Origin of the sequence: Limnohabitans sp., from assembly GCF_036804465.1 — a bacterium.
Taxonomy (GTDB): Bacteria; Pseudomonadota; Gammaproteobacteria; order Burkholderiales; family Burkholderiaceae_C; genus Limnohabitans.
On sequence record NZ_DAIRSK010000008.1, the window covers coordinates 92376 to 118616 of the forward strand.

The window sequence follows — 26241 nt, forward strand, 5'->3', positions numbered from 1 at the left end:
TTGTGAGGCCCCCCAGTGCGCTTTGCTCAAAGCCCGCTGAAACACCCTCCTAAAATGGGTGGATGCATATACATATTTTGGGAATTTGCGGCACGTTCATGGGTGGGCTGGCTGCATTGGCGCGTGAAGCGGGTCATCAGGTAACGGGGTGCGACGCAGCTGTGTATCCGCCCATGAGCGATCAACTGCGCAGCCTTGGCATTGAACTGATTGAAGGCTTTGGTGCTGAGCAAGCCCAACTCAATCCCGATGTGTACGTGATCGGCAACGTGGTTTCGCGCGCCCACTTGGCTGACGGCAGCCCCAAATTCCCATTGATGGAAGCCATCTTAGAAAGCGGCGCCAGCTACACCAGCGGTCCGCAGTGGCTGGCTGAAAACATACTGAACCACCCGAGCCAGCCTCGACATGTGCTGGCCGTGGCGGGCACGCACGGCAAAACCACCACCACCTCTATGCTGGCTTGGATTCTTCAAGCAGCGGGCTTAGAGCCGGGCTTCTTGGTCGGCGGCGTGCCCATGAACTTTGGCGTGTCTGCTCGGTTGGGCCGTTTGAGTTCGGACGCTGAGGTGGCCGCGCACAAGCGCACGCCCTTTGTCATTGAGGCCGACGAATACGACACCGCCTTTTTTGACAAGCGCAGCAAGTTTGTGCACTACCACCCACGCACGGCGATTTTGAACAACCTCGAATTCGACCACGCTGACATCTTTGACGACCTCGCCGCCATTGAGCGCCAATTCCACCACTTGGTGCGCACCGTGCCTGGCAGCGGCCGTATGGTGGTGAATGCAGACGAAGACAGCTTGCAACGTGTGTTGGACCAAGGCTGCTGGAGCGGCGTGGCCAAGTTTGGCGTCAACACCAACGCGACAGGTTCAGAGGGATGGTCTATCCAAGGCGAGCCCGACAACTTTGCCGTGCTGCACCGAGGCCTTGAAGTGGGCCGTGTGCAGTGGGACATCACGGGCGTGCACAACCAACTCAACGCCTTGGCCGCCATCGCCGCCGCTGAGCACCTGGGCGTGTCGCCTGCGCAAGCCGCGGCTTCATTGACCGAGTTTCAAAACGTGCGGCGTCGTATGGAAGTCCGCGGCACTGTGCCACGCGCGGGCGGTGAGCTCACGGTGTACGACGACTTTGCGCACCATCCCACCGCCATTCGCACCACCGTCGACGGCCTGCGTCGCAAAGTGGGGCCCAACGCACGCATCTTGGCGGTGTTTGAGCCGCGCAGCAACACGATGAAGCTGGGCACGATGAAGTCGCAGCTACCTTGGAGTTTGGCAGATGTCGATTTGGCGTTTTGCCACTCGGGCGGTCTGGACTGGGATGCGGTGGAAGCTTTGTTGCCCATGGGAGCGCGGGCTTTGGTGGCGGGCTCGGTGGACGAAGTCATTGCGCAAGTGGTGGCTGCTGCGCAAGCGGGTGACCATGTGCTGTGTATGAGCAATGGTGGGTTTGGTGGGATTCATGCCAAGTTGTTGGCGGCTTTGGCTGAGTAAGCTCTTTCGCCCAGATGTCGGTCGCCTGCTTTTCGTCTTAGCGCGTTGTGCTTCTTTCGCACGCACACAGAGCGGCCAGCACCTGACACGGCTTAACGTCCCTGCGGGCCGTGATGGCGTCGCATCAGGCACTGACTTCTCTGCGTGCTGGGAGTGAGCACTTCAACTGTCTTGGTGCCTGCTCCTGCCTCGCAGTTCGAGAACACTGCGGGCACACCCATTGGTAGGCATGAAGTCTTTCGTACACCCAAACGCCGAGAGCGCGGTGTCTGATTTGGCGCCATCACGGCCCGAAGGGACGTCAAGCCAAGTCAGATACCGCGCTCTCGGCGTATCAGCCATCGAAACGAAACGAAACGAAACGAAGCCAGGCCAAACCAACCCAGCTCCGAACCAACCCAAAATCACGAACGCTGACGACGCGCCACCACAGCCTCAGACAACACGTCCAGCGCAGCCACCGAGTCGTTCCAATCCAAACATGCATCGGTGATGCTCTTGCCGTATTCCAGCTGAGACACATCATCCTTGCCAGGTGTGAACTTCTGCGCACCACCCAAAATATGGCTCTCAATCATCACACCAAACACTTGGTGCGAACCGCCGCTGATTTGCGCGGCAATGTCTTGGGCCACCACCAACTGACGCTCATGCTGCTTGCTGCTGTTGGCGTGGCTGCAATCCACCATCAGTGAAGCGGGAAGTTTGGCTTTGGCCAACTCTTCGCAGGCGGCGGTGACGCTGGCTGCATCGTAGTTGGGGGCTTTGCCGCCGCGCAGAATGACGTGGCAGTCTTTGTTGCCCTTGGTTTGCACAATCGCCACTTGGCCGTTTTTGTGGATCGACAAGAAGTGATGCGCACCGGCAGCCGCCTGAATCGCGTCGGTGGCGATTTTGATATTGCCGTCGGTACCGTTCTTGAAGCCGATGGGCGCAGAAATACCCGAGGCCAATTCGCGGTGCACTTGGCTCTCGGTTGTTCGCGCCCCAATCGCACCCCACGAAATCAAGTCGCCAATGTATTGGGGGCTGATGGCGTCTAAAAATTCGCTGCCTGCGGGAAGACCAAGGCGGTTGATTTCAATCAGCAACTGGCGTGCAATCCGCAAGCCTTCGTCGATACGAAAGCTCTCATCCAAATACGGGTCATTGATCAAGCCCTTCCAACCCACGGTGGTCCGTGGCTTTTCAAAGTACACCCGCATCACGATCTCCAAGGTGTCGGCGTATTTTTCGCGCAGCGGCTGCAAACGGCGCGCGTAGTCCATCGCGGCCGCGGGGTCGTGGATGGAGCATGGGCCAATCACCACCAGCAAGCGATCGTCTTTGCCGTGCATGAGGTGGTGAATGGTTTTGCGGGTCTGGGTGATGAGCTTTTCAACAGGCGTTCCCTGAATGGGAAAAAAGCGAATCAAATGTTCGGGCGGAGGCAACACGGTGATGTCCTTGATACGTTGATCGTCGGTTTGACTGGTGATTTCAACGTGGCTCGCATAAGCGGGGATCGTTTTCATGGTCTCGTCCTGAAGTTTGAAAAAAGTGATGAAAGGATTTGGTAAAAAAAAACCGCCGGGGATTCCGGCGGTTGGTTTGGAGTTCAGAGCGTTTGGGCTACGTTCAGATCTCTCGACCGCCGTGGGGGCGTGAGATAAAGAAGTAAGCAAAATAAAAACGGTTTGAACTCATGAATTGAAATGTAGCACAAGGCATATGGCAGTTTTCTGACAAAGCGCTGGGGTTGACACGGGACATCGGAGCTGTGACGCCGATGTCCTTTAGGCTGTCCCACCCACCGTCAGACCATCAATGCGCAAAGTCGGCTGTCCCACCCCCACAGGCACACTCTGGCCTTCTTTGCCACAGGTGCCCACGCCGGGGTCAAGTTGCATGTCGTTGCCCATCAAGCTCACCCGTGTCAGGGCATCTGGGCCATTGCCCACCAAGGTCGCGCCTTTGACCGGGTATTGAATTTTGCCGTTCTCCACCCAATACGCCAAAGACGTAGAAAACACAAACTTGCCTGAGGTGATGTCCACTTGGCCGCCGCCGAAGTTCACTGCATACAGGCCCTTTTTGAGGCTAGCCACAATTTCCTCAGGCGATTTGTCACCGCCCAACATATAGGTGTTGGTCATGCGCGGCATCGGCACATGGGCGTAACTTTCACGTCGGCCGTTGCCCGTGGGCTTGACACCCATCAATCGGGCATTCATGTTGTCTTGGATGTAGCCCTTCAAAATGCCGTCTTCAATCAGCACATTGCTTTGGCTGGGGTTGCCTTCGTCATCCACATTGAGTGAACCACGGCGGTCGGGCAGGGTGCCGTCATCGAGCACCGTCACGCCCTTGGCGGCCACGCGTTGGCCGATGCGGCCGCTGAACGCGCTAGAGCCTTTGCGGTTGAAGTCACCTTCCAAACCGTGTCCAATCGCTTCGTGCAACAAGATGCCCGGCCAGCCCGAGCCCAATACCACGCTCATCTCGCCGGCAGGAGCAGGGCGTGCATCGAGGTTGGTGAGGGCGCATTGCACGGCTTCATCCACATAGCTTTGCGCCAGCGCGTCATCGAAATGACCCAGCCCAAAGCGACCACCGCCACCCGCCGAACCCACTTCACGGCGACCATTTTGCTCGGCAATCACCGTCACACTGAGGCGCACCAAAGGTCGCACATCGGCAGCCAAGGTGCCATCGGCGCGCACCACCATGACCACGTCGAATTCGCTGGCCAAACCGGCCATGACTTGAATCACACGGGGGTCTTTGGCACGGGCCATTTGCTCGACACGGCCTAAGAGCTCGACCTTCTCGGTGCTGTTGAGCGAAGCGATGGGGTCCAAGCCGCCATACAAAGTACGACCAGGGGCCACTTTGCGCGCAGCCACTTTGACGCGACCGCCTTTGGCAGCTGCACCAATCGTGCGCACCGTCCGTGCAGCGTCCAACAAAGAGGCTTTGGAGATATCGTCTGAATACGCAAAGGCTGTTTTTTCGCCGCTCACAGCACGCACGCCCACGCCTTGGTCGATGCTGAAGGAGCCGGTTTTGACAATGCCCTCTTCCAAGCTCCAGCCCTCAGAGCGGGTGTATTGAAAATACAAATCGGCTTCGTCAACCTTGTGCGCTTTGATTTCGGCCAAGGTTTTAGCCAAGTCGGTCTCGTCAAGACCGAAAGGCTCTAACAACAGTTGACGGGCAATGGCCAATCGCTCAAGGGTAGGTTCACGTGAAATCATACGCGAATTATGACTGCACCAACTGTTTGGCTTTGGCAACCGACATCAATATCCCTAAGCCTAAGCCCAGTGTCACCATGGCCGTGCCGCCGTAGCTGATGAAAGGCAGGGGCACACCCACCACCGGCAACATGCCGCTGACCATGCCCATGTTCACGAAGGCATAGATAAAGAAGCTGAGGGTCACGCTGCCGGCCAACAAGCGCGCAAACAGCGTGGGGCCTTCCACCGCGATGGCCAAGCCTCGCAGAATCAAAAAGATGAAGGCGCCAAGCAACAACAAGTTGCCAATGAGGCCAAACTCTTCACCAAACGCAGCAAACACAAAGTCAGTGGTGCGCTCTGGAATAAAGTCCAAATGGGTTTGCGTGCCTTGCATAAAGCCCTTGCCCCAAAAGCCCCCCGAACCAATGGCGATCATGCCCTGAATAATGTGAAAGCCCTTACCCAACGGATCTCGCGAGGGATCTAGCAAGGTGCAAATTCGCTGCTGTTGGTAGTCGTGCAGGATGGGCCAACGGAATCCATCCGCGCACAAGGTAGGCTCAAACCACACCACCAAGCCCACGCCCATGACACCCAAAATGATGGGGGGAACGATGAGCCACCAGCTCAAGCCCGCAAAGAAAATCACAGCCATGCCCGCCGACAACACCAAAATGGCAGTGCCCAAATCAGGCTGACGCATGATCAAACCTACAGGAATCAGCAGCAACATACCCGCCACAAAAAAGTCGAGTGGGCGCAACTGACCTTCGCGCTTTTGAAACCACCAAGCCAACATCAAAGGCATGGCGATTTTCATGATTTCACTGGGCTGAATCACGATGCCGATATTGAGCCAACGGCGTGCGCCCTTTTTGGTCAAACCAAACAAGGCCACTGCCACCAACAAAGCAACACCCACTGTGTAAATCGGTACGGCAAAGGCCATCAAACGCTGCGGTGGAATTTGGGCCACCACAAACATGATGAAGCCTGCGATCAGCATGTTGCGCCCGTGGTCAAAAAATCGCGCACCGTTGGCAAAACCAGACGAGTACATGGTCAACATGCCCGCGCAGGCCAATATGAAAATGCCAAACGCCAAAGGACCATCAAAGCCTTTGAGCAAAGGCCTTAGTCTTTGAAACGGGCTGGGTTTGTGAATCACGGTAGACATGGCCAGATTATCCCCTGTTGTGGGGCACTTCGAGTGGCGCTGCTAGCATGAGACATGACAACGCCAAGCCATTCTTTAGCCAGCCAGACATCCACCACCCATGTGCTGTATTTGCATGGGTTTCGCTCCTCGCCCCAGTCGGTCAAAGCGCGACAAATGGCGGCCATCATGGGCGCACAGTTTGCGCACATCAAATGGTGGTGTCCGCAGCTGCCGCCCTCGCCTTTGGCGGCTTGCGACCTCATTCAATCGGGTACCGCTGACTGGCCTGCAAACCGCATGGCGGTGATAGGCTCATCGCTGGGCGGTTTTTACGCCACCTGGCTGGCGGCCCAGCGGGGTTGCAAAGCGGTGCTGCTCAACCCCGCCATTGATCCAGCCCGCGATTTGGCCAAATATATTGGTGAACAAACTGCTTGGCACGATCCCGCCGAGCGTTTTTTCTTTGACGCTGAGTTTGTGGGCGAGTTGAGCGCCTTAGAAGTCGGCCCACTGCCCCACCCAGAACGTGTGTGGGCATTGATTGCCAAAGGCGACGAGGTGCTGGACTGGCGCGAAATGACAGCCCGCTACCCTGGCGCGCAGCAAGTGCTGCTGGAGGAAGGCGACCATGCCCTCAGCAACTTTGAAGCCTACCTTCCCCAAGTGTTGGAATTTCTCAATTTGCAGCCGGCGCCCTAGACGGCGCATGGGACAATCTTTGTATGTACGCATTGTTTGAAGACGCTGGAAAATTCCAGACGGGCCGCATCCTTTCCGAAGCAGATAGCTCGGCCCAAATCGAGTTGGAATCCGGCAAACGACTCAAGGTCAAGGCCGCCCATGTGCTGCTCAAGTTTGACAAGCCCTCACCCGCTGACTTGGTGCGAGAGGCACAAGCTTTAAGCGCCACCATCGAGCTCGACCTGGCCTGGGAATTCGCCCCCGAGGATGACTTTGACTTTGCCGACCTCGCCCGCGAATACTTCAGCACCCAAGCCACACTCACCGAACAAACTGCGGCGCTGTTTCGCTTGTTTGAAGCCCCGCATTACTTTCGCCGCGCTGGCAAAGGCCGCTTCAAAAAGGCCACGGCCGAGGTGATTGCCCAAGCCCTTGCAGGCATCGAAAAGAAAAAACAAATTCAAGCGCAGATTGACAGTTGGGCGGCCGAGCTGGCCCAAGGCGCCTGCCCCGCGCCCATCCAATCGCAGCTCTACAAAATTTTGTTCAAGCCCGACAAAAACGCGCCCGAATACAAGGCCGTGGTCGAAGCAGCTCGCGCCACTCAAACCGCCCCGCTCGCGTTGCTACAAAAAGCAGGCGCCATCAACTCGGCCTATCAGTTCCACTGGCAGCGCTTTTTGTTTGACAACTTTCCCAAGGGCACGGGTTTTCCTAACCTTCAAGCCCCCGCCATTGCGGACGAATTGCCACTGGCGCATGTGCAAGCCTATTCGATCGACGACTCACAAACCACTGAAATTGACGATGCTTTGTCCGTGCAAGGCCTGGGCACGGGCATCGTCACACTCGGCATTCACATTGCAGCGCCTGCGCTGGCTTTGAAGCCAGGCGACGCGATTGACCAACTCGGCCGCAACCGCTTGTCCACCGTCTACATGCCTGGCTACAAAATCACCATGCTGCCAGACGATGTGGTGCAACGCTACACCCTGCAAGAAGGACGCGACTGCCCTGCGGTGTCGCTTTATGTCAGCTTTGATGAAGCCACGCTCATCCTGCAAAGCACCCAAACGCGCGTGGAGCGCGTGCCGATTGCCGCCAACTTACGCCACGACCAACTTGACGCCATCGTGACCGAAGCTTGGTTGAATGACGCAAGCTTCATGCACGTTGCTGGCGTTGTAGAACCCGCTATGCCACGCGCACAACTCGCTTTCCTGTTCCGCTTGGCCCAACACCTCAAAGCCCAACGCGAAGTGGTGCGAGGCAAGCCCGAAAACTTCAACCGCCCTGACTACAACTTCCGCTTGGTGGGCAATGACGGCGCACCGCGGGATCCGAAAAGTGGGCTAGCACCCACGGGCGAAGAACAAGTGCAAATCAGCATCCGTCAACGCGGCGCACCCCTTGACCTGATGGTGGCCGAAGCCATGATTTTGGCCAACAGCACGTGGGGCAATTGGATGGCCGAGCTCGGTGTCCCCGGCATCTACCGCAGCCAAGCCAGCCTGCTGCCCGGCGTCAAAGTGCGCATGGGCACCAAGGCCTTACCGCACGCGGGCATTGGCGTGCCCAGCTATGCATGGAGCACCTCCCCACTGCGCCGCTACACCGACCTTGTCAACCAATGGCAAATCATTGCCTGCGCCAAGCACGGCAGCACAGCCGCATTGGCCGCACCTTTCAAACCTAAAGACACCGAGCTGTTCTCTATCATTTCGGCATTCGATGGCGCATACGGCGCTTACAACGCCTACCAAAACGGCATGGAACGTTTCTGGACGCTGCAATACCTGAAGCAACACCGCATCACCGAGCTCAGTGCCACGGTGTTCAAAGTCTTCCCTGGCCAAGCGCCCATGGCACGTGCCGATGACTTGCCCTTGGTCTTGCCCGTGTTGGGTGGCAACGACTTGCCTCGCGGCGCACGCATTCAGCTGCGCCTCAGTGCGATAGATGACATCAGCCTAGACATCAGCGGCCATCTGCTGCACATCTTGGAAGCCAATGCACCTTCTAGCACTGAGCAAGCCGAGATGACGGATGACGAAGATGACAGCGCAGCAGGGCCCATTGCTTTGGCGATGGATGTGAACGAGCCAACCACGATGCAAGGCTCTGCAGTGTGATGGCCTCGCCGTTGTCATTCAAGCTTGGGTCATGGTCGAATTGGTCAAGGCTGCACAAAGCATTGTTCATTTCTTTTGCCATTCACGGCGCTTTGCTCACGCTGCGCATTGCAGCCCCCGAGCGCTTTGAGCGCCTCTTCAGCGACACACCGCTGGACGTGATTTTGGTCAACACAAGCGCCAAAGCGGACGCGCCAGAAAAAGCCCAAGCCTTGGCGCAAACGCAGCTGGCCGGTGGCGGAGAACAAAAAAACGGCCGCGCTGCCTCTCCCCTGCCCAGCGCCGCCACCACCTCGGTGGGCGACATGGCCGAGGCTATGCAACGCCAAGTGGCTGCCATGCGCCAAGAGCAGTCACTGCTGTTGGCGCAAGTGAAAAACGTACTCGCCCAACTGCCCCCACCTCAGCCGCAAAAGTCAAAAGCCGAACAAGATGCGATTGAGCAAAAACGCCGCCAATTACTCAAGCTCTTGGCTGAGATTGAAGAGCGCATCAACCAAGACAATGCTCGCCCGCGTAAACACTATGTGAGCCCAGCCACCAAACAAGTGGCTTATGCGCTTTACTACGACACATTGCGTCGCAAGATTGAAGACCGTGGCACGCGCTACTTTCCTACCAGCAACAGCGGTCAAAAGCTCTACGGTGAATTGACCATGATCATCACCGTCAACACCGAGGGCCGCGTGTTGGCCACCGAAGTGGTGCAAGGCTCAGGCCAAGCTGAGCTTGATCGCCGCGCCCAAGCGATTGCCACAGCGGCGGGCCCGTTTGGTGAATTCTCTGAAGAGATGCGCAAGCAAGCCGACCAACTGGCAGTGGTATCGCGCTTCATCTTCAGCCGTGACAACACCTTGCAAACACGTGGCGGCCAAGCTGCCAATTAACCCCATCAAAGCCCGCGATGAACACCACACGCTTTCGCCCTTGGCTGCGCTGGCTATTGCTGGTGTTGGTGGCGGGGTTGGGCCTGCAATTTTTCTTCTTGGCTCGCATTGCGGTGATGGCACGTGTGGCGCCTGAGTCCACCGCGTTTGAGCGCTCGCAAGCATGGCGCATCGCCACCACCCAAGACCGTTTGCGTTGGCGTCAAGACTGGGTGCCCTACAGCCAAATCTCCAACCATCTCAAGCGTGCAGTGATTGCGTCTGAAGACGACATCTTTGCCCAACACGATGGCGTGCAATGGATGGCGATAGAAAAAGCTTGGGCCAAAAACGCCAAGGCCGAGTTGCAAGCAAGTAAAAAAGCGCAAGGCACAGCCACCCCCAAAGTGGTGGGCGGCTCCACCATCACCCAGCAGTTGGCCAAAAATTTATTTCTCTCGGGTGAACGCACCTTGATTCGCAAAGGCCAAGAGTTTGTGCTGACCGTGATGCTTGAAGCTGTTTTGGACAAGCAACGGATCTTAGAGATCTATCTCAACCATGTGGAATGGGGTGAAGGTATTTTTGGCGCCGAGGCCGCGGCACAACATTACTTTCAAAAACCAGCGTCTCAGCTCACGCCATGGGAGGCAGGACGCTTGGCTGTCATGCTGCCTCGCCCCAAGCATTACCAAAAGTTCCCACAGTCTGAATACCTGTCGGGCCGCACCGAAATCATTTTGATGCGCATGGGCAGCGCACAACTGCCGTGATGCGCATACTTGGCATTGACCCCGGCCTGCGTACCACCGGCTTTGGTGTGGTGGAAAAGCACGGCAGTCAATTGTTGTATGTGGCCAGCGGCACGATCAAGACCAACAAAGCATTGCAAGGCAACTTGGCAGAGCGTTTAAAGGTCTTGTTTGATGGCATTCACGAAGTGGTGGAGCGCTACAAACCCGACTCTTCAGCCGTGGAGATTGTGTTCGTCAACGTCAACCCTCAAGCCACGCTCTTGCTTGGCCAAGCACGGGGTGCATGCATCACCGCGTTGGCCACTTGCAACTTGCCCGTGGCCGAGTACACCGCCCTGCAAATGAAGCAGGCTGTAGCGGGCCACGGCATGGCAAAAAAAGAACAAGTCCAAGAAATGGTGAAGCGTTTACTCCATTTGCCAGGGCTGCCCGGGCCAGATGCCGCCGATGCGCTGGGTATTGCCATCACGCATGCCCATGCAGGCCAGTCAATGGCTAGGCTGGCTGCTGCCAGTGATTTGCAAAGCAGCGCCAGCGGCTCTTACAAAGCAGGTCGCAGCCGCTAAACCTACCAAGCAGGCGCCAGTTGCGCCAAGCCTTGGGGTGCTTGGCGTGCGTCGTCAAACGTCACAACTTCATAAGCCTCGGGCTGGCTGAGCAGCTCACGTAACAACTTGTTGTTCAAGGCGTGTCCCGAGCGAAAGGCCACATAAGAGGCCAACAAAGGTTTGCCAAGCAAATACAAATCACCCATGGCATCGAGAATTTTGTGCTTCACAAACTCGTCGTCGTAGCGCAGCCCATCGCTGTTCAACACTTTGTAGTCATCCATCACGATGGCGTTATCCAAACCACCGCCTAAAGCCAGGCCGTTGGCACGCATCATCTCTACATCGCGGGTGAAGCCAAAGGTTCGGGCGCGTGCAATGTCTCGCGTGTAGTTGTTCACGTCCATGTCAAACACCACGCTTTGTCCCGTGGAATCAACGGCAGGGTGACGAAAGTCAATTTCAAAACTGAGCTTGTAGCCATGGTGTGGGTCCAGTCGCGCCCACTTCACGTTTGCACCCTCACCTTCAGACACCTCTACCGTCTTCAACACACGGATAAAACGCTTGGCCGCGTTTTGCTCCACAATGCCGGCGCTTTGCAATAGGAACACAAACGACGAAGCGGATCCATCCAGAATAGGAACCTCTTCAGCAGTGATGTCGATGTAGAGGTTGTCAATGCCAAGACCCGCACAGGCTGACATCAAATGCTCAACCGTGAACACCTTGGCACCGCCATAAGAAATGGTCGAAGCCAATCGGGTATCCGTCACCGCCCTGGCAGAGATCGCAATATCGACGGGCTGCGGCAAATCTACCCGACGAAACACGATGCCTGTGTCGGGTTGAGCCGGGCGCAATGTCAGCTCCACGCGTTGGCCGCTGTGAAGACCAACACCTACGGCTTTGGTGAGGGATTGAAGGGTTCTTTGTTTGAGCACTGTGTGATTTTAATGAATACCCTCTCAGTCCGCTTGCTTGCGCAAGAAGGCTGGTATTTCGTAATCATCCATGCCGCCCGATGACAAGGCATCGACTTTGGCAGCTGCCGAGGTGCGGTTGCCACGCCAAACGGCGGGAGAGTTCATGGATTCGTAGTTGGGTTGCGCGGGGGCAGCTCCCAAGCCCAAGCCCGCTGCCAAACCAGCCAAGCCACCCGTGGCCGCTGCCAAAACGCCAGCAGGTGATGCGTTGGGTGCTTGCGTGGTGGGAAAGCCCATGCCGTCCGTACCCGTGCGCAACACTTGCAACTGAGGGGCAGCGCGACGGCTACCCGCCAGGCCAGTGGCCACCACGGTGACGCGAATTTGGTCATCCAGTTTTTCGTCGTAAGCGGTTCCATAAATCACGTGTGCGTCAGGAGAAGCAAACTTGCGAATCGTGTTCATGGCTTCACGCGACTCAGACAACTTCAAGCCTCCCTTGGCAGCAGTGATCAGCACCAAGACGCCCTTGGCTCCCGACATGTCCACGCCCTCGAGCAAGGGACAAGCCACAGCCTGTTCAGCGGCGATGCGTGCACGGTCTGGACCGCTGGCAGCTGCTGTGCCCATCATGGCCTTGCCCGTCTCGCTCATCACGGTGCGCACGTCCTCGAAGTCGACGTTCACCAAGGCTTCTACATTGATGATCTCAGCAATGCCACCAACCGAGTTTTTCAACACGTCGTTGGCAAATGCAAAGGCTTCGTCTTGGCTGGCATCTTCACCCAACACATCCATCAGCTTTTCGTTCAACACCACGATGAGTGAATCGACGTTGGCTTCTAGTTCGGCCAAGCCAGCTTCGGCGTTGCCCATGCGACGGCTGCCTTCGAATTCGAATGGCTTGGTCACGACGCCTACGGTCAAAATGCCCATCTCACGTGCCACGCGTGCCACCACAGGGGCTGCACCTGTGCCCGTGCCGCCGCCCATGCCGGCAGTGACGAACAGCATGTTGGTACCTTCCAACGCCGCGCGGATCTCATCCACCGCAGCTTCCGCTGCCTCACGGCCGCGCTCTGGCTTGCTACCAGCGCCCAAGCCGCTAGAGCCCAGCTGAATGACTTTGTGCGCATGACTCACGCGCAAAGCCTGTGCATCCGTGTTCGCAGTGACGAACTCGACGCCTTGAACGCCCGAGCTGATCATGTGCTCTACCGCGTTACCGCCGCCGCCGCCCACGCCAATGACTTTAATTTGTGTGCCTGAGTTGAATGCTTCAACTTCGATCATTTCGATGGTCATGATGTTTCTCCTAATCTGAAAATTTGCAGTTGCCTAGTGTTTGTTGTTAGCCTGTGGTTCATTGCGTTCCTTCTATGAGGGTGGCGCATTGGCTGCACAGAATCGGCATCGTCGATGCCTGTGCGGCCGTTGCGGTGGGCTGCCGCGCGCGAGGTAAAGTAAGCTGTGTGGAATCATTTTTAAAAATTCCCCACAAACCAGTCTTTGAGTCGGTCCATCAAAGAATTGACAGACCCACTCTTTTGTGAAACCTTCAAGCCGCGTTGACGGTCTACGCTGGCTTCCGCCAACAAACCCATCACGGTTGCAGCTCGCGGCTGCGCCACCATGTCGGCCAACGCGCTGCTGTATTGCGGCACCCCCCGACGCACGGGTTTCAAGAAAATGTCTTCGCCCAGCTCCACCATGCCCGGCATGACCGCGCTGCCGCCCGTCAGCACAATGCCCGACGACAACACTTCTTCGTAGCCCGAGTCACGAATCACTTGCTGGACCAGCGAAAAGATTTCTTCCACACGCGGCTCAATCACGCCCGCCAAAGCTTGGCGACTCAGCATGCGTGGCGTACGGTCACCCAGACCAGGCACCTCCACCTGTACATCTGGATCGGCCAACAGCTGTTTGGCGTAGCCTGATTCAATTTTGATTTCTTCCGCATCTTTGGTCGGCGTGCGCAACGCCATAGCAATGTCGCTGGTGATCAAGTCACCTGCAATGGGGATGACGGCAGTGTGTCGAATCGCACCATTGGTGAAGATGGCGACATCTGTGGTGCCCGCACCAATATCGACCAAGGCAACGCCTAACTCACGCTCATCGGCCGTCAACACAGACATGCTGGAAGCCAATGGGTTGAGCATCAGACGGTCAACGTCCAAACCGCAGCGTCGCACGCACTTGATGATGTTTTCTGCAGCGCTTTGCGCGCCTGTGACGATGTGCACCTTGGCCTCCAAACGGATACCACTCATGCCAATGGGTTGCTTGACTTCTTGTCCATCAATCACGAACTCTTGCGCTTCGACCAACAACAAACGCTGGTCTGTGGAGATGTTGATGGCTTTGGCCGTCTCAACCACGCGCGCCACATCAGCCTCCGTCACTTCTCTGTCCTTGACCGCCACCATGCCAGTGGAATTGATACCTCGAATGTGACTGCCGGTAATGCCTGTGTAGACGCGTGTGATTTTGCAATCGGCCATCAGCTCGGCCTCTTTCAACGCCTGCTGGATGCTTTGCACCGTGGCATCAATATTGACCACCACGCCTCGCTTCAAACCATTGCTGGGCGCCACACCCAGGCCCGCGAGTTTGAGTTCACCATCGGGCAACACTTCGGCCACGACCACCATGACCTTGGCTGTGCCAATGTCCAAGCCAACCACCAAATCTTTGTATTCTTTTGCCATGACAGCCTCGTTCTTTCTCTTTTACTGCACGTTAACGTTTGCCGGGCACGTCTTGCGTGCTCACCCCGCGCACCCGAATCGCATAACCGTTGTCGTGTCTCAAATCAGCCGATTCAATCGCTGAGACCCTGCGGCCTAGCTTTTGCGTGACTTGGGCCAAGGTGTGTTGCACGCGCTGTACGCGCACCATCACCTCATCCACACTGCCGCGACCCAACTCAATCACCGCCCCGTGCGCCAACTTGGCGCGCCAGCTGCCGCGATCGCTCAAGACCAAGCTGTCTACACCCAAGCTCAAAGCTTTGAATACAGGCTCTATGGCCAAGTACATGGCCAGCACTTGCTGTGATTGGCTGTCGGGCCCACTCAGGCGGGGCATCTTGTCGTCATCCAATTCAATTGCATTGGCCTCAAACACTTCGCCGTAGCTGTTGACCATGCGCTGTTCACCGTCATCGCCCCAAAAGGCCACAGGCTTGTGCTCTTGAAGCGTGACGCGTAAGCGATTGGGAAACTCGCGTTGGACCGAGGCCATGCGCACCCAAGGCACGCTTTCAAAAGCGCTACGCACACGACCCAAATCGGCGGTGAAAAAATTACCTGTGAACTTGGTCACCACATTGGCACGCAAGGTCACTTCGTTGTTGTGCTCGACATCGCCCTTGACGGTGATGCCCCTGAGCGCAAACGCGGGCAATTGCACCAAGGCCCAAACGCCGCCCACCAAAGCACCCACCACCAAACCCACGAACATCAACGATGCCGCCATGTGCATGAGCTTGACATCCAGCGGCACCTCCACCGAGGCATTTACCTCGCGTCGGGGTCGCATGTGGGTGTAGCGTGTGGTCATAGGGCTTTGGGACCTGCGGGGTAATCGAGTGTGGCGCTCTCAAGCAGCATCAAGCACAACTCTTCGTAGCTGATACCCGCGGCACGCGCAGACATGGGGACCAAGGAGTGACTGGTCATGCCGGGTGATGTGTTCATCTCGAGCAAAAATGGTTTGCCGTCCGTGGCGCGCACCATGATGTCAGCACGGCCCCAACCACGACAGCCCAAGGCGCGATAGGCGGCGACCACCAAGGCTTGGATTTCTTTTTCTTGGGCCTCAGGTAAACCGCTGGGGCAGTGGTACATCACATCGTCAGTGAAGTACTTGTGGTTGTAGTCATACGCACCATCAGGTGCCGCGATGCGCACCACGGGTAGGGCGCGCGCATGAGGACCATTACCCAAGATGGGGCAGGTCAGCTCTTGACCGCTGATGAATTCTTCTGCTAACAAGTCTGGATCGAACTGTGTGGCCAGCTGCGCTGCAGCCATGATTTCGCCAGCTTGCATGACTTTGCTCATACCAATCGATGAGCCCTCACGCGGCGGCTTGATGATCAGAGGCAAACCTAACTTGGCAGGAATGGCGTTGATGTTGTCTGCGGTTTGGTCTTGAGGTGATAGACACACATAGCCGGGTGTCGACAAACCCACAGCACGCCATACGCGCTTGGTCATGACTTTGTCCATGGCCATGGCAGAGGCCATCACGCCTGAGCCTGTGTAGGGAATACCCAGCAACTCCAAAGCCCCTTGCACGGCACCGTCCTCCCCATAGCGGCCATGCAATGCCACAAAGGCGTGGGTGTAGCCTTCGCGCTTGAGTTCGTCCAAGCCGCGCTCGGCAGGGTCAAACGATGTGGCGTTCACGCCTTGGGTGTGCAGTGCTTTGAGCACGCCGCTGCCCGACATGATGGACACATCACGCTCAGCAGACAGACCGCCCATGAGGACAGCAACTTTGGCAGTTTGAATATTGAAAGTCATGGTTTAGCTCTGGCTTTGTTCCACCAACTCCAGCACTCTGGCTGGCACCTGGCCAATCGAACCTGCGCCCATGCACATCACCACATCACCCGCTTGGGCATGGTCGACAATGACTTGGGCCATCTTTTTCACGTCATCCACAAAGACCAAGGCTTCGTGGCCCGCTACTCGCATGGCACGCGCAAGTGCGCGGCCATCGGCAGCTGCAATCGGAGCTTCTCCTGCGGCGTAAATCTCTGACAGCCACAGCACATCAGCGCGTCCCATGACGGCTACAAAGTCTTCAAAGCAATCACGCGTTCGGGTGTAGCGGTGTGGCTGAAAGGCCAACACCAAACGACGGCCGGGAAATGCGCCACGCGCCGCCGCGAGGGTGGCGGCCAATTCGACAGGGTGGTGGCCGTAGTCTTCGATGAGGGTGAACGCACCCCCTTTTTTCGCAGCCACTTCGCCGTGGCGTTGGAAACGACGGCCCACGCCTTTGAACTCGGCCAAGGCTTTTTGCACCGCCGCATCGGGCACGTTCAACTCCACCGCAATCGCAATGGCAGCCAACGCGTTGAGCACGTTGTGCTCACCTGCCAAGTTAAGGGTGATATCGAGGTCAGGCAAGGTCACCCCGTTGCGGCGCACCACGGTGAAGTGCATGCATCCGTTATCGGCACGCACATTGACCGCGCGCACCTGTGCTTCTTCATTCAAACCATAGCTGGTGATGGGGCGTGATACCTCGGCCAAGATGCTGCGTACAGCGGCATCGTCGGTGCACAAAATCGCTGCGCCATAAAAAGGCATGCGATGCAAAAACTCAATGAACGCAGCCTTCAACTTGTTGAAGTCATGGCCATAGGTGTCCATGTGGTCGGCGTCAATGTTGGTCACCACCGCCATCACGGGCAAGAGGTTGAGGAACGATGCATCTGACTCGTCGGCTTCCACCACGATGTAATCACCCGAACCGAGTTTGGCGTTCGCACCTGCACTGTTGAGTTTGCCGCCAATCACAAAGGTGGGGTCCATGCCCGCCTCGGCCAGCACACTGGCCACCAAACTGGTGGTGGTGGTTTTACCGTGGGTGCCTGCAATGGCCACGCCAGTTTTGAGGCGCATCAACTCGGCCAGCATCACGGCGCGCGGCACCACAGGAATCAGTTTGGCGTGCGCAGCCACCACTTCAGGGTTGTCAGCCTGCACCGCGGTGGAAGTGACCACCGCGTCAGCACCCGCCATGTGCTTGGCATGGTGACCCACATAGGTTTGAATGCCCAAGCTTTGCAAACGCTTCAGGGCGACGCTGTCTGACAAGTCAGAGCCAGAGATGGCATAGCCCAAATTGAGCAGCACTTCCGCAATGCCGCTCATGCCCGCGCCACCAATGCCCACGAAATGAATGTGACGAATGGCGTGTTTCATGATTTTTTTCCTTTCGCTGCGAGTTGCTCGCACGCAGCCACCACTTGTGCCACCGCTTGCACCTGACGCACGGCATAGGCCTTCTCGGCGCAAGCCAACAAGGTGCGGCGTGTCATGAATTGCAATCGGTCAGCCAAGTCTTGCGCGTTCAATTCGTTTTGTGGCAGCAACCAGCCACCTCCCGCATCCACCACAAAACGTGCATTGGTGGTTTGGTGGTCATCCACCGCATGGGGGAACGGCACATAGATGGCTGCTGCGCCCACCGCGGCCAACTCGGTCACGGTGCTGGCACCGGCGCGGGCGATGACCACGTCGGCATCGGAAAAGGCTTGCGCGGTGTCGTCGATGAAGGGGGTCAACTCGGCTTGCACGCCTGCTTCTGCATAGGCTGTGCGGAGTGCATCAATTTGTTTAGCCCCGCTTTGGTGTGTCACCACAGGACGTTGGTCGTGAGGAATCTTGGCCAAGGCCTGAGGCACCACGGTGTTCAAGGCTTGCGCACCTAAGCTGCCACCCACCACCAACACCCGCAGCGGCCCGGTGCGCTCGGCAAAGCGTTGCGCCGGCTCGGCTTGGTTGATAAAGCCATCGCGCATGGGGTTGCCCACCCACTCGGCTTTTGCAAGCACGTGGGGAAAGGCGCTGAACACGCGATCAGCCACGCCACTGAGTACTTTGTTGGCCAGGCCTGCCACTGAGTTTTGTTCGTGCAACACCAAGGACGCGCCCCACAACACAGACATCATGCCGGCGGGAAAGGTGATGTAGCCACCCAGACCCACCACCACATCAGGCTTGACACGGCGCACCACGCACAGGCTTTGCCAAAAGGCGCGCAACAACTTGATGGGCAACAGCGCCAAAGTCATGACACCTTTTCCTCGCACGCCACCGAACTGAACCGTTTCATACGCAAAACCGTGGGGCGGCACCAATTGGCTTTCCATGCTGGGCGCCGGAGCCCCCAACCAATGCACATGCCAGCCGTGGATGCGCAATTGCTCAGCCAACGCCAGCCCTGGAAAGATGTGGCCGCCGGTGCCACCCGCCATGATGAGAGCGGTGCGCTGGTTCATGCTCATAAGCGCCCCCCATGCATGACTACGCGGTTCTCAAAGTCCACGCGCAGCACCACCGCAATGGCAATCAGGTTCAACAAAATCGCAGAACCGCCATAGCTCATAAGTGGCAAGGTCAAGCCCTTGGTAGGCAACGCACCCAAGTTCACCCCCATGTTGATGAAGGACTGAAAGCCCATCCAAATGCCCACACCTTGCGCGACCAAGCCTGCAAAGACGCGGTCCATGGCAATCGCTTGACGACCGATGTACATGATGCGACGCGTCAGCCACATGAACATACCAATCACAGCCACCACGCCCACAAAACCAAATTCTTCGCCAATCACGGCCAACAAAAAGTCTGTGTGTGCCTCGGGCAACCAATGCAGTTTTTCGATGCTGCCGCCCAACCCAACACCAAAAATTTCGCCACGGCCAATCGCAATCAATGAATGCGTCAGCTGATAACCTTTGTCTAGCGAGTTTTTGATGCTCCAGGGATCAAGGTACGCAAAGATTCGCTCGCGTCGCCACTCGGAGGTGGCGATGATGAGGGCGAACACGCCAATCAAGGCGGCGGCGATCAAGAAGAACATGCGCGCGTTCACACCGCCCAAAAACAAAATACCCATGGCAATCACAGCGATCACCATGAAGGCGCCCATGTCGGGTTCAGACAACAACAGCAAGCCCACCACCGACAAAGCCGCGCCCATGGGCAACACGGCGGCAAAGAAGTTTTCTTTCACATCCATCTTGCGCACCATGTAATTGGCGGCGTAAAGCAACACGCCCAATTTGGCCAACTCGGATGGTTGAAAGCTTATGAAGCCCAAGTTGATCCAACGGCGTGCGCCATTGACAGACTTGCCAATGAATGGAATCAATACCACGATGAGCAAGGCAATGGAGGCGATGAACACCCAAGGCGCGATGCGCTCCCAGGTGTTGAGCGGGATTTGAAATGCAAACAAAGCAGCCACAAAAGCCACAAACATCGACAGTGCATGGCGCAATAAAAAGTGTGTGGGTGCGTAGCCTGAACCCATGCGTGGGTTATCTGGAATGGCAATCGATGCCGAATACACCATCACCATGCCAAACATCAGCAAGGCAAAGGTGACCCACACCAAAGGTTGGTCAAAGCCTTTGACATGCACAGGCGACGCCGCTGTGCGCGTGAACTCGGTGCCGTGCACACGAACAGGCAAGGCATCCATGCTGGCCTGAGGCTGTGAACCCCACAGGCGTCCAAAGCCTTGTTTGATTTGCTGCACAGCACTCACACCATGCCTCCTGCTTCTGCCACCAAATGCTTCACGGCGCCCACAAACACCTCGGCGCGGTGCGCGTAGTTGCGAAACATGTCCATGCTCGCGCAAGCGGGTGACAACAACACCGCATCGCCCGCATGGGCTTGCTCGCAACTGAGCTTGACCGCCTCCTCGAGGGTCGCAGCGTCCAACAGCTTGACGCCGGTGGACTGCAACACCTCACGCAAGGCGGGCGCATCGCGGCCAATCAACACCACGGCGCGTGCATAGCGCAACACAGGTTCACGCAAAGGCACAAAGTCTTGGCCCTTGCCATCGCCACCCAAAATCACCACCAAGCGGTGGTCCGCGCCCAGGCCTTGCAAGGCGGCCACAGTGGCACCCACGTTGGTCCCTTTGCTGTCGTCAAAATACGCCACGCCGTTCAGGATGGTCACTGCTTCCATGCGGTGGGGCTCGCCTGTGTACTCACGCAAGCCAAACAACATGGGCGCCAAGTCACCCCCTGCGTTGCCCGCCAAGGCCAAAGCTGCCAAAGCGTTGAGTGCGTTGTGGCGGCCACGGATGCGCAGCGCATCGGCGGGCATGAGGCGTTGGATGTGAATTTCTTCCAGCTCGTCTTTTTTACGCTTGCGAGTTTCATCAGCTTCTAGCGCACGCACCAGCCACGTCATGCCATTGACGGTTTCAATGCCGTAATCGCCTGGTCGCTGCGGCATGTCGCCACCAAAGGTGATGTGGCTGCGCGGCTGTGGCTGGGCTGTCTTGGCTCGCGTGGGCTTAGCGGCTACTTCGGGCGCATCAGCGGGCGTAAAGGACAACATGGCCATCACGCCAGCGTCTTCGCGGTTGAGCACCATCACGCCATGCTTGCCAAAAATACGCGCCTTAGCTGCTGCATAAGCACGCATGCTGCCGTGCCAGTCAAGGTGATCTTGTGTGAGGTTGAGCACGCTCGCAGCGCTAGGCTCAAAGTTGGTCACCTCTTCCAATTGAAAGCTAGACAACTCCAACACCCACACCTGGGGCAACAACGGATGATCCGCAGGGGCTACGGCTTGCGCTTGGACAGCCTTGTCGAGTGCTTGTGACAAGGTGTCCAGCATGGTTGGGCCAATGTTGCCAGCCACGGCCACACGTTTGCCGGCCCGATGGAGCAACTGCCCCGTCAAAGAGGTGACCGTGGTTTTGCCGTTGGTGCCCGAGATGGCCAACACCTTGGGGTGATAGGCCATGCTGCTTTGTAAATCAGCCAATGCTTGGGCGAACAGGGTCAGCTCGGTACCCACCCACAAGCCAGCGGCCAAGGCTGCATGCCACACGGATGCAACCGACTCAGGACTCAGGCCCGGGCTCTTGAACACCGCCCGCACGCCTTGGCCTTCGACCAAACTGGCGTCAAACGCACCATGCACAAATTTCACATCAGGCAACTCAGCACGCAGGCCAGCCAAATGCGGCGGCTGTTCACGCGTGTCCACCACTTGCACTTGCGCACCGTTGCGAACGCACCAACGCGCCATGGCCAGACCGGAATCACCCAAGCCCAGAATCAGCACCGATTGGTTGTGGAGTTGCTGCATCGTCTTATCTCAGCTTCAAGGTAGAGAGCCCCACCAAGCACAGCAGCATGGTGATGATCCAAAAGCGCACAACAACTTGGGTTTCTTTCCAGCCGCTTTTTTCAAAGTGATGGTGCAAAGGTGCCATCTTCAAGATGCGACGACCTTCGCCATATTTCTTCTTGGTGTATTTGAAGTAAGTCACTTGCAACATCACCGACAAGGCTTCCACCACAAAAATACCCCCCATGATGGCCAGCACAATTTCTTGTCGCACGATCACGGCAATCGTGCCCAGTGCGCCGCCTAGGGCCAAGGCACCCACATCGCCCATGAACACCTGAGCGGGGTGCGTGTTGAACCACAAAAAGGCCAAGCCTGCTCCCGCCATGGCAGCACAAAAAATCATCAGTTCACCAGAACCTGGGATGTAGGGGAAAAACAGATATTTGGAATAGACCGAACTACCCGTCACATAAGCAAATACGCCCAGTGCCGAACCCACCATCACCACGGGCATGATGGCCAAGCCGTCTAAGCCGTCGGTCAAGTTGACCGCGTTGCTAGAACCAACAATGACCAAGTAAGTCATGATCACAAATCCAAACACGCCAAGTGGGTAGCTCACCTCTTTGATAAAGGGCAGCAGCAATCCCGCTTTGGGTGGCAAGCTCACATCAAAGCCAGACTGCACCCACGAATAAAACAACTCCAACACGCGCAAGTTGCTGCTCTCAGAAATGCTGAACACCAAATACAGCGCAGCCAACAAGCCGATGAGCGACTGCCACAGGTATTTCTCACGTGACGGCATGCCTTCAGGGTCTTTGTTGACCACTTTGCGCCAGTCGTCGACCCAACCGATGGCGCCAAAACCAAACGTGACGATCATCACAATCCACACAAACCGATTGGACAAATCAGCCCACAGCAAGGTGGACACCGCAATGCCAATCAGAATCAACACGCCGCCCATGGTGGGTGTGCCGCTCTTGGCCAAATGCGACTGCATGGCGTACTCACGAATGGGTTGGCCAATCTTTAACGCAGCCAAGCGGCGAATCACGAATGGGCCAGCCACCAAACCAATCAGCAAGGCCGTCAACGCTGCCATCACTGCGCGAAACGTGAGGTACTGAAAGACGCGGAAAAAGCCAAATTCTGGCGAAAGGGTTTGCAGCCATTGGGCTAAGTTCAACAGCATGGCGTGGTTTCCTTGGAATGGTGGTCGTGGCCGGCGGTGATCGCTTCAATCACGCGCTCCATCTTCATGGAGCGAGAGCCTTTGACCAACACGCTGCCCAGCTGCGGCAGCAGTTGCAAGACGCGTTGTGTCAAGGTGTCCATGTCGTTCATGTGTTGTGCATTCGCGCCGCAGGCGGTGGCTGTGTGTGCGGCTAAGTCGCCCAAGCACAGCACATGCTCAATGCCCATTTGTGCGGCATACAAGCCCATCTCTTGGTGGAACTCGAGGCCTTGTGTGCCCACCTCGCCCATATCGCCCAGCACGAGCAAACGTGGCGCAGGCAACTCGGCCAGCACATCAATCGCAGCACGCACCGAGTCGGGGTTGGCGTTGTAGGTGTCGTCCACCACGGTGATGGCACGGCCCTGGCACTCAATGCCAAAGGCGCGTGAGCGGCCTTTGACGGGTTCAAAACTGCGCAAGCCTTGCTCAATGGTGGCCAATGACACCCCCGCTGCCAATGCACAAGCCGTGGCAGCCAAGGCATTGCCCACGTTGTGTCGGCCTGCAATGTGCAGTTGCGTGCGCAATACACCCGCAGGTGTTTGCGCCTCAACTGCCCAGTGGTCATTCAACCAATCGGCTTTGAGCAATTGCACTTCGGCGTGATCGGTTGCATTGGTTGCCATCGAGAAACGCATACAAGCTCGCTTGCCTGCCACAGCTTGCCAAAGCGGGCTGTATTCGTCGTGCGCTGGAAACACGGCCACGCCGTCAGCAGGCAAGGCCTGGATGACCTCGCCGTTTTCTTGAGCTACAGCTTGCACCGTGGCCATGAACTCTTGGTGTTCGCGCTGGGCGTTGTTCACCAATGCCACGGTAGCTTGGGTCATGTCCGCCAAGCCTGCAATCTCGCCGGGGTGGTTCATGCCGAGCTCCACCACCCCAATGCGGTGATGGGCGCGCATGCGCAGCAGCGTGAGTGGCACACCAATGTCGTTGTTCAAATTGCCTTGCGTGGCCAAAGCGTCATCGCCAAAACCTGCCCGCAAGATACTGGCGATCATTTGTGTGACTGTGGTCTTGCCGTTGCTGCCAGTGACGGCAATCACGGGCAAGTTGAACTGGCCGCGCCAGCCTTTGGCCAACTGACCCAAAGCAATGCGTGTGTCTGGCACTTGAACGCCGCCCAACTTAACCTCGTCTAAACCGCGCTCAGCCAAGGCAGCAGTCGCTCCAAGAGTTGCCACTTGTGGCAAAAAGTCATTGGCATCAAAACGTTCACCCTTTAAGGCCACAAACAAGTCACCCGCTTGGCAGGTGCGGCTGTCGGTGTTGACGCGTTGAATGGTCAAAGCCGCATTGCCGTGCAACTGAGCACCCGTCAGCCATGCGTTGATTTGTTTTAAGCCGAGGTTCATGTCAGACATGCGCCCTCCTTTGTTCAGCCCGATGTTGCAAGGCCTCACGTGCGTGCTGAACATCGCTGAAGGGGTGTTTGACGCCCGAAATTTCTTGATAATCTTCGTGCCCTTTGCCAGCCACCAACACCACGTCTTGCGCACGCGCGTTTTGCACGGTTTGTGCAATGGCTTGGGCACGGTCGACCATCACGATGGCGCTGGCAGGATGCGTCAATCCCGAAAGCATGTGGTTCAAAATAGTTTGCGGGTCTTCGCTGCGCGGGTTGTCGCTGGTCAACACAAGGTGTTGGGCATGTTGTTCGGCAGCGGCAGCCATCAAAGGACGCTTGGCGCTATCACGGTCGCCGCCGCAACCCAGCACACAGCTCAGTTCACCGCCGCGAGACTTGGCCAAGGGCGCCAATGCGTGTAGCGCTTGCGCCACAGCGTCGGGGGTGTGGGCGTAGTCAATCACCACCAACGGCTCGCCCACCTCACCCACGGTTTGCATGCGGCCTGGCACGGCGGGCAAGTCGCGGCAGGCTTGCACAGCATGGGCCAAGCTGTAGCCCAACGCACGCATGCAGGCGATGACGCCCAACACATTGCTCACGTTGTAATGACCGACCCACTGTGTGTCCAAGAAGTGAATTTCTTCACCTTCGGCCACATCAAAGCGCAAGCCCTTGGCGCTGTGCTTGATTTGGCTTGCCACGATGTGCTGCACGGGCAGGTGTTCGCTGGTGACCGCTGGACTGTGAGCGTCTGAATGGGAAGCACAAGAGACCGTCCACACACCCAAGTCACCGCGGGCTTTGAGCTCAATGGCCAAAGCCGCGCCTTGCGCATCATCCACATTCACCACCGCCGCTTGTAAACCAGCCCAGTTGAACAATGCCAACTTGGCTTGCCAATAGCTGGCCATGTCGCCGTGGTAGTCCAAATGGTCCTGCGTGAAGTTGGTGAACAGTGCGACGCGGATCTGCGTGCCGTCCAAGCGATGCTCGGCCAAACCAATGGAAGAAGCTTCGATGGCGCAAGCGCTCACACCCGCATCGGCCATCTTGCGCAGCCGGGCTTGCAGCAACACAGGGTCGGGTGTGGTCATGCCTGTGACTTCGAGTTGGCCCACTTCGCCCACCCCCAAGGTTCCCACCATGGCACAGCGCTGGCCAGCGTTTTGCAGCGCATGCGCCAGCCACCATGCGGTGGACGTTTTGCCGTTGGTGCCGGTGATGGCCACCACGTCCAGCGCAAGGCTGGGTTGTTCGTAATAGGCGGCGGCAATCCAACCACTGGCTGCTTTCAAGCCATCGTAGGTGGCAATGGCGGGGTGCGCTTTCCAGTCAAAGACATCCGCGCCTGATTGTTCGACCACACACGCTGCTGCACCTTGCTTCAAAGCCGATGCCACAAATTGGCGGCCATCGGTCACGCCACCCGGCCAAGCGATGAAACCGTCGCCCGCACCCACACGACGGCTGTCGGTGTGCAGCGCACCTCTCACTTGGGTACGCAGCCACTGCGCGGCATCGTGGGGGCTATGGAGTCGTTTCATCAAAACGACTCCTTCTCAACCTGGGTCACCACTTGGGGCTTGACCGCCATGTCAGGTTGCACGCCCATCATGCGCAAGGTCTGCTGCACAGTTTGACTGAACACAGGTGCTGCCACGTCGCCGCCGTAATAAGCACCCCCCGTGGGTTCGTCCACCATCACCGCGACAACGATGCGCGGGTTGTCAATGGGTGCAATGCCAACAAAGAAGCCACGGTATTTTTTACTGGCGTAGGTTTTGCCTTCCACCTTGTGGGCGGTGCCCGTTTTGCCGCCCACCGAGTAGCCCATGGTTTGCGCCTTGGGCGCTGTGCCACCTTGGATGGTCGCCATGTGCAGCATGTTGCGAATGGCCGCAGCGTTGTGCGACGAGAGCACACGTGCGCCGCTGACTTGCGCCTGATTGGTTTTCACCAAACTCATGGGCACCATCTCGCCGTCATGTGCAAACACG

22 protein-coding genes are annotated in these 26241 nt (G+C 57.4%); 6 read left to right on the plus strand and 16 right to left on the minus strand.

All coding sequences use genetic code 11. From position 1 onward, the window contains the following. The first annotated feature begins 62 nt into the window (after nucleotides 1-62). Nucleotides 63-1505, plus strand: a complete 1443-nt coding sequence (mpl, locus tag V7Q41_RS06005) for a UDP-N-acetylmuramate:L-alanyl-gamma-D-glutamyl-meso-diaminopimelate ligase (RefSeq protein WP_333844200.1) — start codon at nucleotides 63-65, stop codon at nucleotides 1503-1505. 404 nt (nucleotides 1506-1909) lie between these two features. Here the strand turns inward: mpl and V7Q41_RS06010 are convergent, their stop codons facing one another. From V7Q41_RS06010 to rodA, 3 genes are all read right to left on the minus strand, one after another. Next, nucleotides 1910-3019, minus strand: coding sequence for a 3-deoxy-7-phosphoheptulonate synthase (locus V7Q41_RS06010; RefSeq protein ID WP_333844203.1), 1110 nt, complete (start codon nucleotides 3017-3019; stop codon nucleotides 1910-1912). A gap of 261 nt (nucleotides 3020-3280) precedes the next feature. After that, nucleotides 3281-4741, minus strand: a complete 1461-nt coding sequence (tldD, locus tag V7Q41_RS06015) for a metalloprotease TldD (protein WP_333844206.1) — start codon at nucleotides 4739-4741, stop codon at nucleotides 3281-3283. Nucleotides 4742-4748: 7 nt separating this feature from the next. Next, nucleotides 4749-5903 carry a rod shape-determining protein RodA gene (gene rodA, locus V7Q41_RS06020; protein WP_333844209.1) on the minus strand — a complete coding sequence of 385 codons (1155 nt, stop codon included), beginning with the start codon at nucleotides 5901-5903 and terminating at the stop codon, nucleotides 4749-4751. A 54-nt stretch (nucleotides 5904-5957) separates the two neighbouring features. Here rodA and V7Q41_RS06025 point away from each other — a divergent pair, with 54 nt between their 5' ends. The 5 genes from V7Q41_RS06025 to ruvC are packed head-to-tail and all read left to right on the plus strand — an operon-like array spanning nucleotide 5958 to nucleotide 10885. Beyond that, nucleotides 5958-6584: a YqiA/YcfP family alpha/beta fold hydrolase gene (locus tag V7Q41_RS06025; RefSeq protein ID WP_333844212.1), complete on the plus strand. Its 627-nt coding sequence runs from the start codon at nucleotides 5958-5960 to the stop codon at nucleotides 6582-6584. 23 nt (nucleotides 6585-6607) lie between these two features. Further along, nucleotides 6608-8698 carry a ribonuclease catalytic domain-containing protein gene (locus V7Q41_RS06030; RefSeq protein ID WP_333844215.1) on the plus strand — a complete coding sequence of 697 codons (2091 nt, stop codon included), beginning with the start codon at nucleotides 6608-6610 and terminating at the stop codon, nucleotides 8696-8698. Then, nucleotides 8698-9585: an energy transducer TonB gene (locus tag V7Q41_RS06035; RefSeq protein ID WP_333844218.1), complete on the plus strand. Its 888-nt coding sequence runs from the start codon at nucleotides 8698-8700 to the stop codon at nucleotides 9583-9585. The genes V7Q41_RS06030 and V7Q41_RS06035 overlap by 1 nt, the downstream gene beginning before the upstream one ends. A 17-nt stretch (nucleotides 9586-9602) precedes the next feature. Further along, on the plus strand, nucleotides 9603-10337 hold the full coding sequence (gene mtgA / locus V7Q41_RS06040) for a monofunctional biosynthetic peptidoglycan transglycosylase (RefSeq protein ID WP_333844221.1): 735 nt from the start codon (nucleotides 9603-9605) through the stop codon (nucleotides 10335-10337). Continuing rightward, nucleotides 10337-10885 carry a crossover junction endodeoxyribonuclease RuvC gene (gene ruvC / locus V7Q41_RS06045; RefSeq protein WP_333844223.1) on the plus strand — a complete coding sequence of 183 codons (549 nt, stop codon included), beginning with the start codon at nucleotides 10337-10339 and terminating at the stop codon, nucleotides 10883-10885. Before mtgA ends, ruvC begins: the two co-directional genes overlap by 1 nt. Before the next feature lie 2 nt (nucleotides 10886-10887). On the opposite strand, the gene lpxC is transcribed toward ruvC, so the two are convergent. The 13 genes from lpxC to V7Q41_RS06110 form a co-directional block, all read right to left on the minus strand. After that, on the minus strand, nucleotides 10888-11811 hold the full coding sequence (gene lpxC / locus V7Q41_RS06050) for a UDP-3-O-acyl-N-acetylglucosamine deacetylase (RefSeq protein ID WP_333844226.1): 924 nt from the start codon (nucleotides 11809-11811) through the stop codon (nucleotides 10888-10890). A 24-nt stretch (nucleotides 11812-11835) separates the two neighbouring features. Beyond that, the gene (ftsZ, locus tag V7Q41_RS06055; RefSeq protein WP_333844229.1) at nucleotides 11836-13098 is read right to left on the minus strand and encodes a cell division protein FtsZ; all 1263 of its coding nucleotides are present in this window, start codon (nucleotides 13096-13098) and stop codon (nucleotides 11836-11838) included. A 179-nt stretch (nucleotides 13099-13277) separates the two neighbouring features. Then, nucleotides 13278-14507: a cell division protein FtsA gene (gene ftsA / locus V7Q41_RS06060; protein ID WP_333844232.1), complete on the minus strand. Its 1230-nt coding sequence runs from the start codon at nucleotides 14505-14507 to the stop codon at nucleotides 13278-13280. Between the two features lie 31 nt (nucleotides 14508-14538). Beyond that, nucleotides 14539-15360, minus strand: coding sequence for a cell division protein FtsQ/DivIB (locus tag V7Q41_RS06065; protein ID WP_333844234.1), 822 nt, complete (start codon nucleotides 15358-15360; stop codon nucleotides 14539-14541). Then, nucleotides 15357-16328 (minus strand): D-alanine--D-alanine ligase, encoded by a 972-nt coding sequence (locus tag V7Q41_RS06070; RefSeq protein ID WP_333844237.1) that lies wholly within the window; start codon nucleotides 16326-16328, stop codon nucleotides 15357-15359. Before V7Q41_RS06070 ends, V7Q41_RS06065 begins: the two co-directional genes overlap by 4 nt. A 3-nt stretch (nucleotides 16329-16331) precedes the next feature. Further along, nucleotides 16332-17741 carry a UDP-N-acetylmuramate--L-alanine ligase gene (gene murC / locus V7Q41_RS06075; RefSeq protein WP_333844239.1) on the minus strand — a complete coding sequence of 470 codons (1410 nt, stop codon included), beginning with the start codon at nucleotides 17739-17741 and terminating at the stop codon, nucleotides 16332-16334. Further along, entirely contained in the window at nucleotides 17738-18820 is a 1083-nt protein-coding gene (gene murG / locus V7Q41_RS06080) for an undecaprenyldiphospho-muramoylpentapeptide beta-N-acetylglucosaminyltransferase (RefSeq protein WP_333844260.1), read from the minus strand. The genes murC and murG overlap by 4 nt, the downstream gene beginning before the upstream one ends. A 2-nt stretch (nucleotides 18821-18822) precedes the next feature. Next, complete coding sequence (gene ftsW, locus V7Q41_RS06085; RefSeq protein ID WP_333844263.1) at nucleotides 18823-20025, minus strand: putative lipid II flippase FtsW; 1203 nt, start codon at nucleotides 20023-20025, stop codon at nucleotides 18823-18825. Between the two features lie 62 nt (nucleotides 20026-20087). Then, complete coding sequence (gene murD, locus V7Q41_RS06090; RefSeq protein ID WP_333844242.1) at nucleotides 20088-21662, minus strand: UDP-N-acetylmuramoyl-L-alanine--D-glutamate ligase; 1575 nt, start codon at nucleotides 21660-21662, stop codon at nucleotides 20088-20090. Between the two features lie 4 nt (nucleotides 21663-21666). Continuing rightward, entirely contained in the window at nucleotides 21667-22845 is a 1179-nt protein-coding gene (gene mraY, locus V7Q41_RS06095; RefSeq protein ID WP_333844244.1) for a phospho-N-acetylmuramoyl-pentapeptide-transferase, read from the minus strand. Beyond that, nucleotides 22836-24257 carry a UDP-N-acetylmuramoyl-tripeptide--D-alanyl-D-alanine ligase gene (locus V7Q41_RS06100; protein ID WP_333844247.1) on the minus strand — a complete coding sequence of 474 codons (1422 nt, stop codon included), beginning with the start codon at nucleotides 24255-24257 and terminating at the stop codon, nucleotides 22836-22838. Before V7Q41_RS06100 ends, mraY begins: the two co-directional genes overlap by 10 nt. Then, a complete protein-coding gene (locus tag V7Q41_RS06105; protein WP_333844250.1) occupies nucleotides 24250-25788 on the minus strand; it encodes a UDP-N-acetylmuramoyl-L-alanyl-D-glutamate--2,6-diaminopimelate ligase in 1539 nt (512 codons plus the stop codon). Before V7Q41_RS06105 ends, V7Q41_RS06100 begins: the two co-directional genes overlap by 8 nt. Continuing rightward, the coding region (locus V7Q41_RS06110) for a penicillin-binding transpeptidase domain-containing protein (RefSeq protein WP_333844252.1) at nucleotides 25788-26241 on the minus strand (454 nt) is incomplete at its 5' end. The genes V7Q41_RS06105 and V7Q41_RS06110, both read right to left, overlap by 1 nt.

What these genes read in the sequence shown, in the direction of transcription:
- mpl (WP_333844200.1), top strand. Translation starts at nt 63, where the DNA reads ATGCATATACATATTTTGGGAATTTGCGGCACGTTCATGGGTGGGCTG.
- V7Q41_RS06010 (WP_333844203.1), bottom strand. Translation starts at nt 3,019, where the DNA reads ATGAAAACGATCCCCGCTTATGCGAGCCACGTTGAAATCACCAGTCAA.
- tldD (WP_333844206.1), bottom strand. Translation starts at nt 4,741, where the DNA reads ATGATTTCACGTGAACCTACCCTTGAGCGATTGGCCATTGCCCGTCAA.
- rodA (WP_333844209.1), bottom strand. Translation starts at nt 5,903, where the DNA reads ATGTCTACCGTGATTCACAAACCCAGCCCGTTTCAAAGACTAAGGCCT.
- V7Q41_RS06025 (WP_333844212.1), top strand. Translation starts at nt 5,958, where the DNA reads ATGACAACGCCAAGCCATTCTTTAGCCAGCCAGACATCCACCACCCAT.
- V7Q41_RS06030 (WP_333844215.1), top strand. Translation starts at nt 6,608, where the DNA reads ATGTACGCATTGTTTGAAGACGCTGGAAAATTCCAGACGGGCCGCATC.
- V7Q41_RS06035 (WP_333844218.1), top strand. Translation starts at nt 8,698, where the DNA reads ATGGCCTCGCCGTTGTCATTCAAGCTTGGGTCATGGTCGAATTGGTCA.
- mtgA (WP_333844221.1), top strand. Translation starts at nt 9,603, where the DNA reads ATGAACACCACACGCTTTCGCCCTTGGCTGCGCTGGCTATTGCTGGTG.
- ruvC (WP_333844223.1), top strand. Translation starts at nt 10,337, where the DNA reads ATGCGCATACTTGGCATTGACCCCGGCCTGCGTACCACCGGCTTTGGT.
- ftsZ (WP_333844229.1), bottom strand. Translation starts at nt 13,098, where the DNA reads ATGACCATCGAAATGATCGAAGTTGAAGCATTCAACTCAGGCACACAA.
- ftsA (WP_333844232.1), bottom strand. Translation starts at nt 14,507, where the DNA reads ATGGCAAAAGAATACAAAGATTTGGTGGTTGGCTTGGACATTGGCACA.
- V7Q41_RS06065 (WP_333844234.1), bottom strand. Translation starts at nt 15,360, where the DNA reads ATGACCACACGCTACACCCACATGCGACCCCGACGCGAGGTAAATGCC.
- V7Q41_RS06070 (WP_333844237.1), bottom strand. Translation starts at nt 16,328, where the DNA reads ATGACTTTCAATATTCAAACTGCCAAAGTTGCTGTCCTCATGGGCGGT.
- murC (WP_333844239.1), bottom strand. Translation starts at nt 17,741, where the DNA reads ATGAAACACGCCATTCGTCACATTCATTTCGTGGGCATTGGTGGCGCG.
- murG (WP_333844260.1), bottom strand. Translation starts at nt 18,820, where the DNA reads ATGAACCAGCGCACCGCTCTCATCATGGCGGGTGGCACCGGCGGCCAC.
- ftsW (WP_333844263.1), bottom strand. Translation starts at nt 20,025, where the DNA reads ATGGATGCCTTGCCTGTTCGTGTGCACGGCACCGAGTTCACGCGCACA.
- murD (WP_333844242.1), bottom strand. Translation starts at nt 21,662, where the DNA reads ATGCAGCAACTCCACAACCAATCGGTGCTGATTCTGGGCTTGGGTGAT.
- mraY (WP_333844244.1), bottom strand. Translation starts at nt 22,845, where the DNA reads ATGCTGTTGAACTTAGCCCAATGGCTGCAAACCCTTTCGCCAGAATTT.
- V7Q41_RS06100 (WP_333844247.1), bottom strand. Translation starts at nt 24,257, where the DNA reads ATGTCTGACATGAACCTCGGCTTAAAACAAATCAACGCATGGCTGACG.
- V7Q41_RS06105 (WP_333844250.1), bottom strand. Translation starts at nt 25,788, where the DNA reads ATGAAACGACTCCATAGCCCCCACGATGCCGCGCAGTGGCTGCGTACC.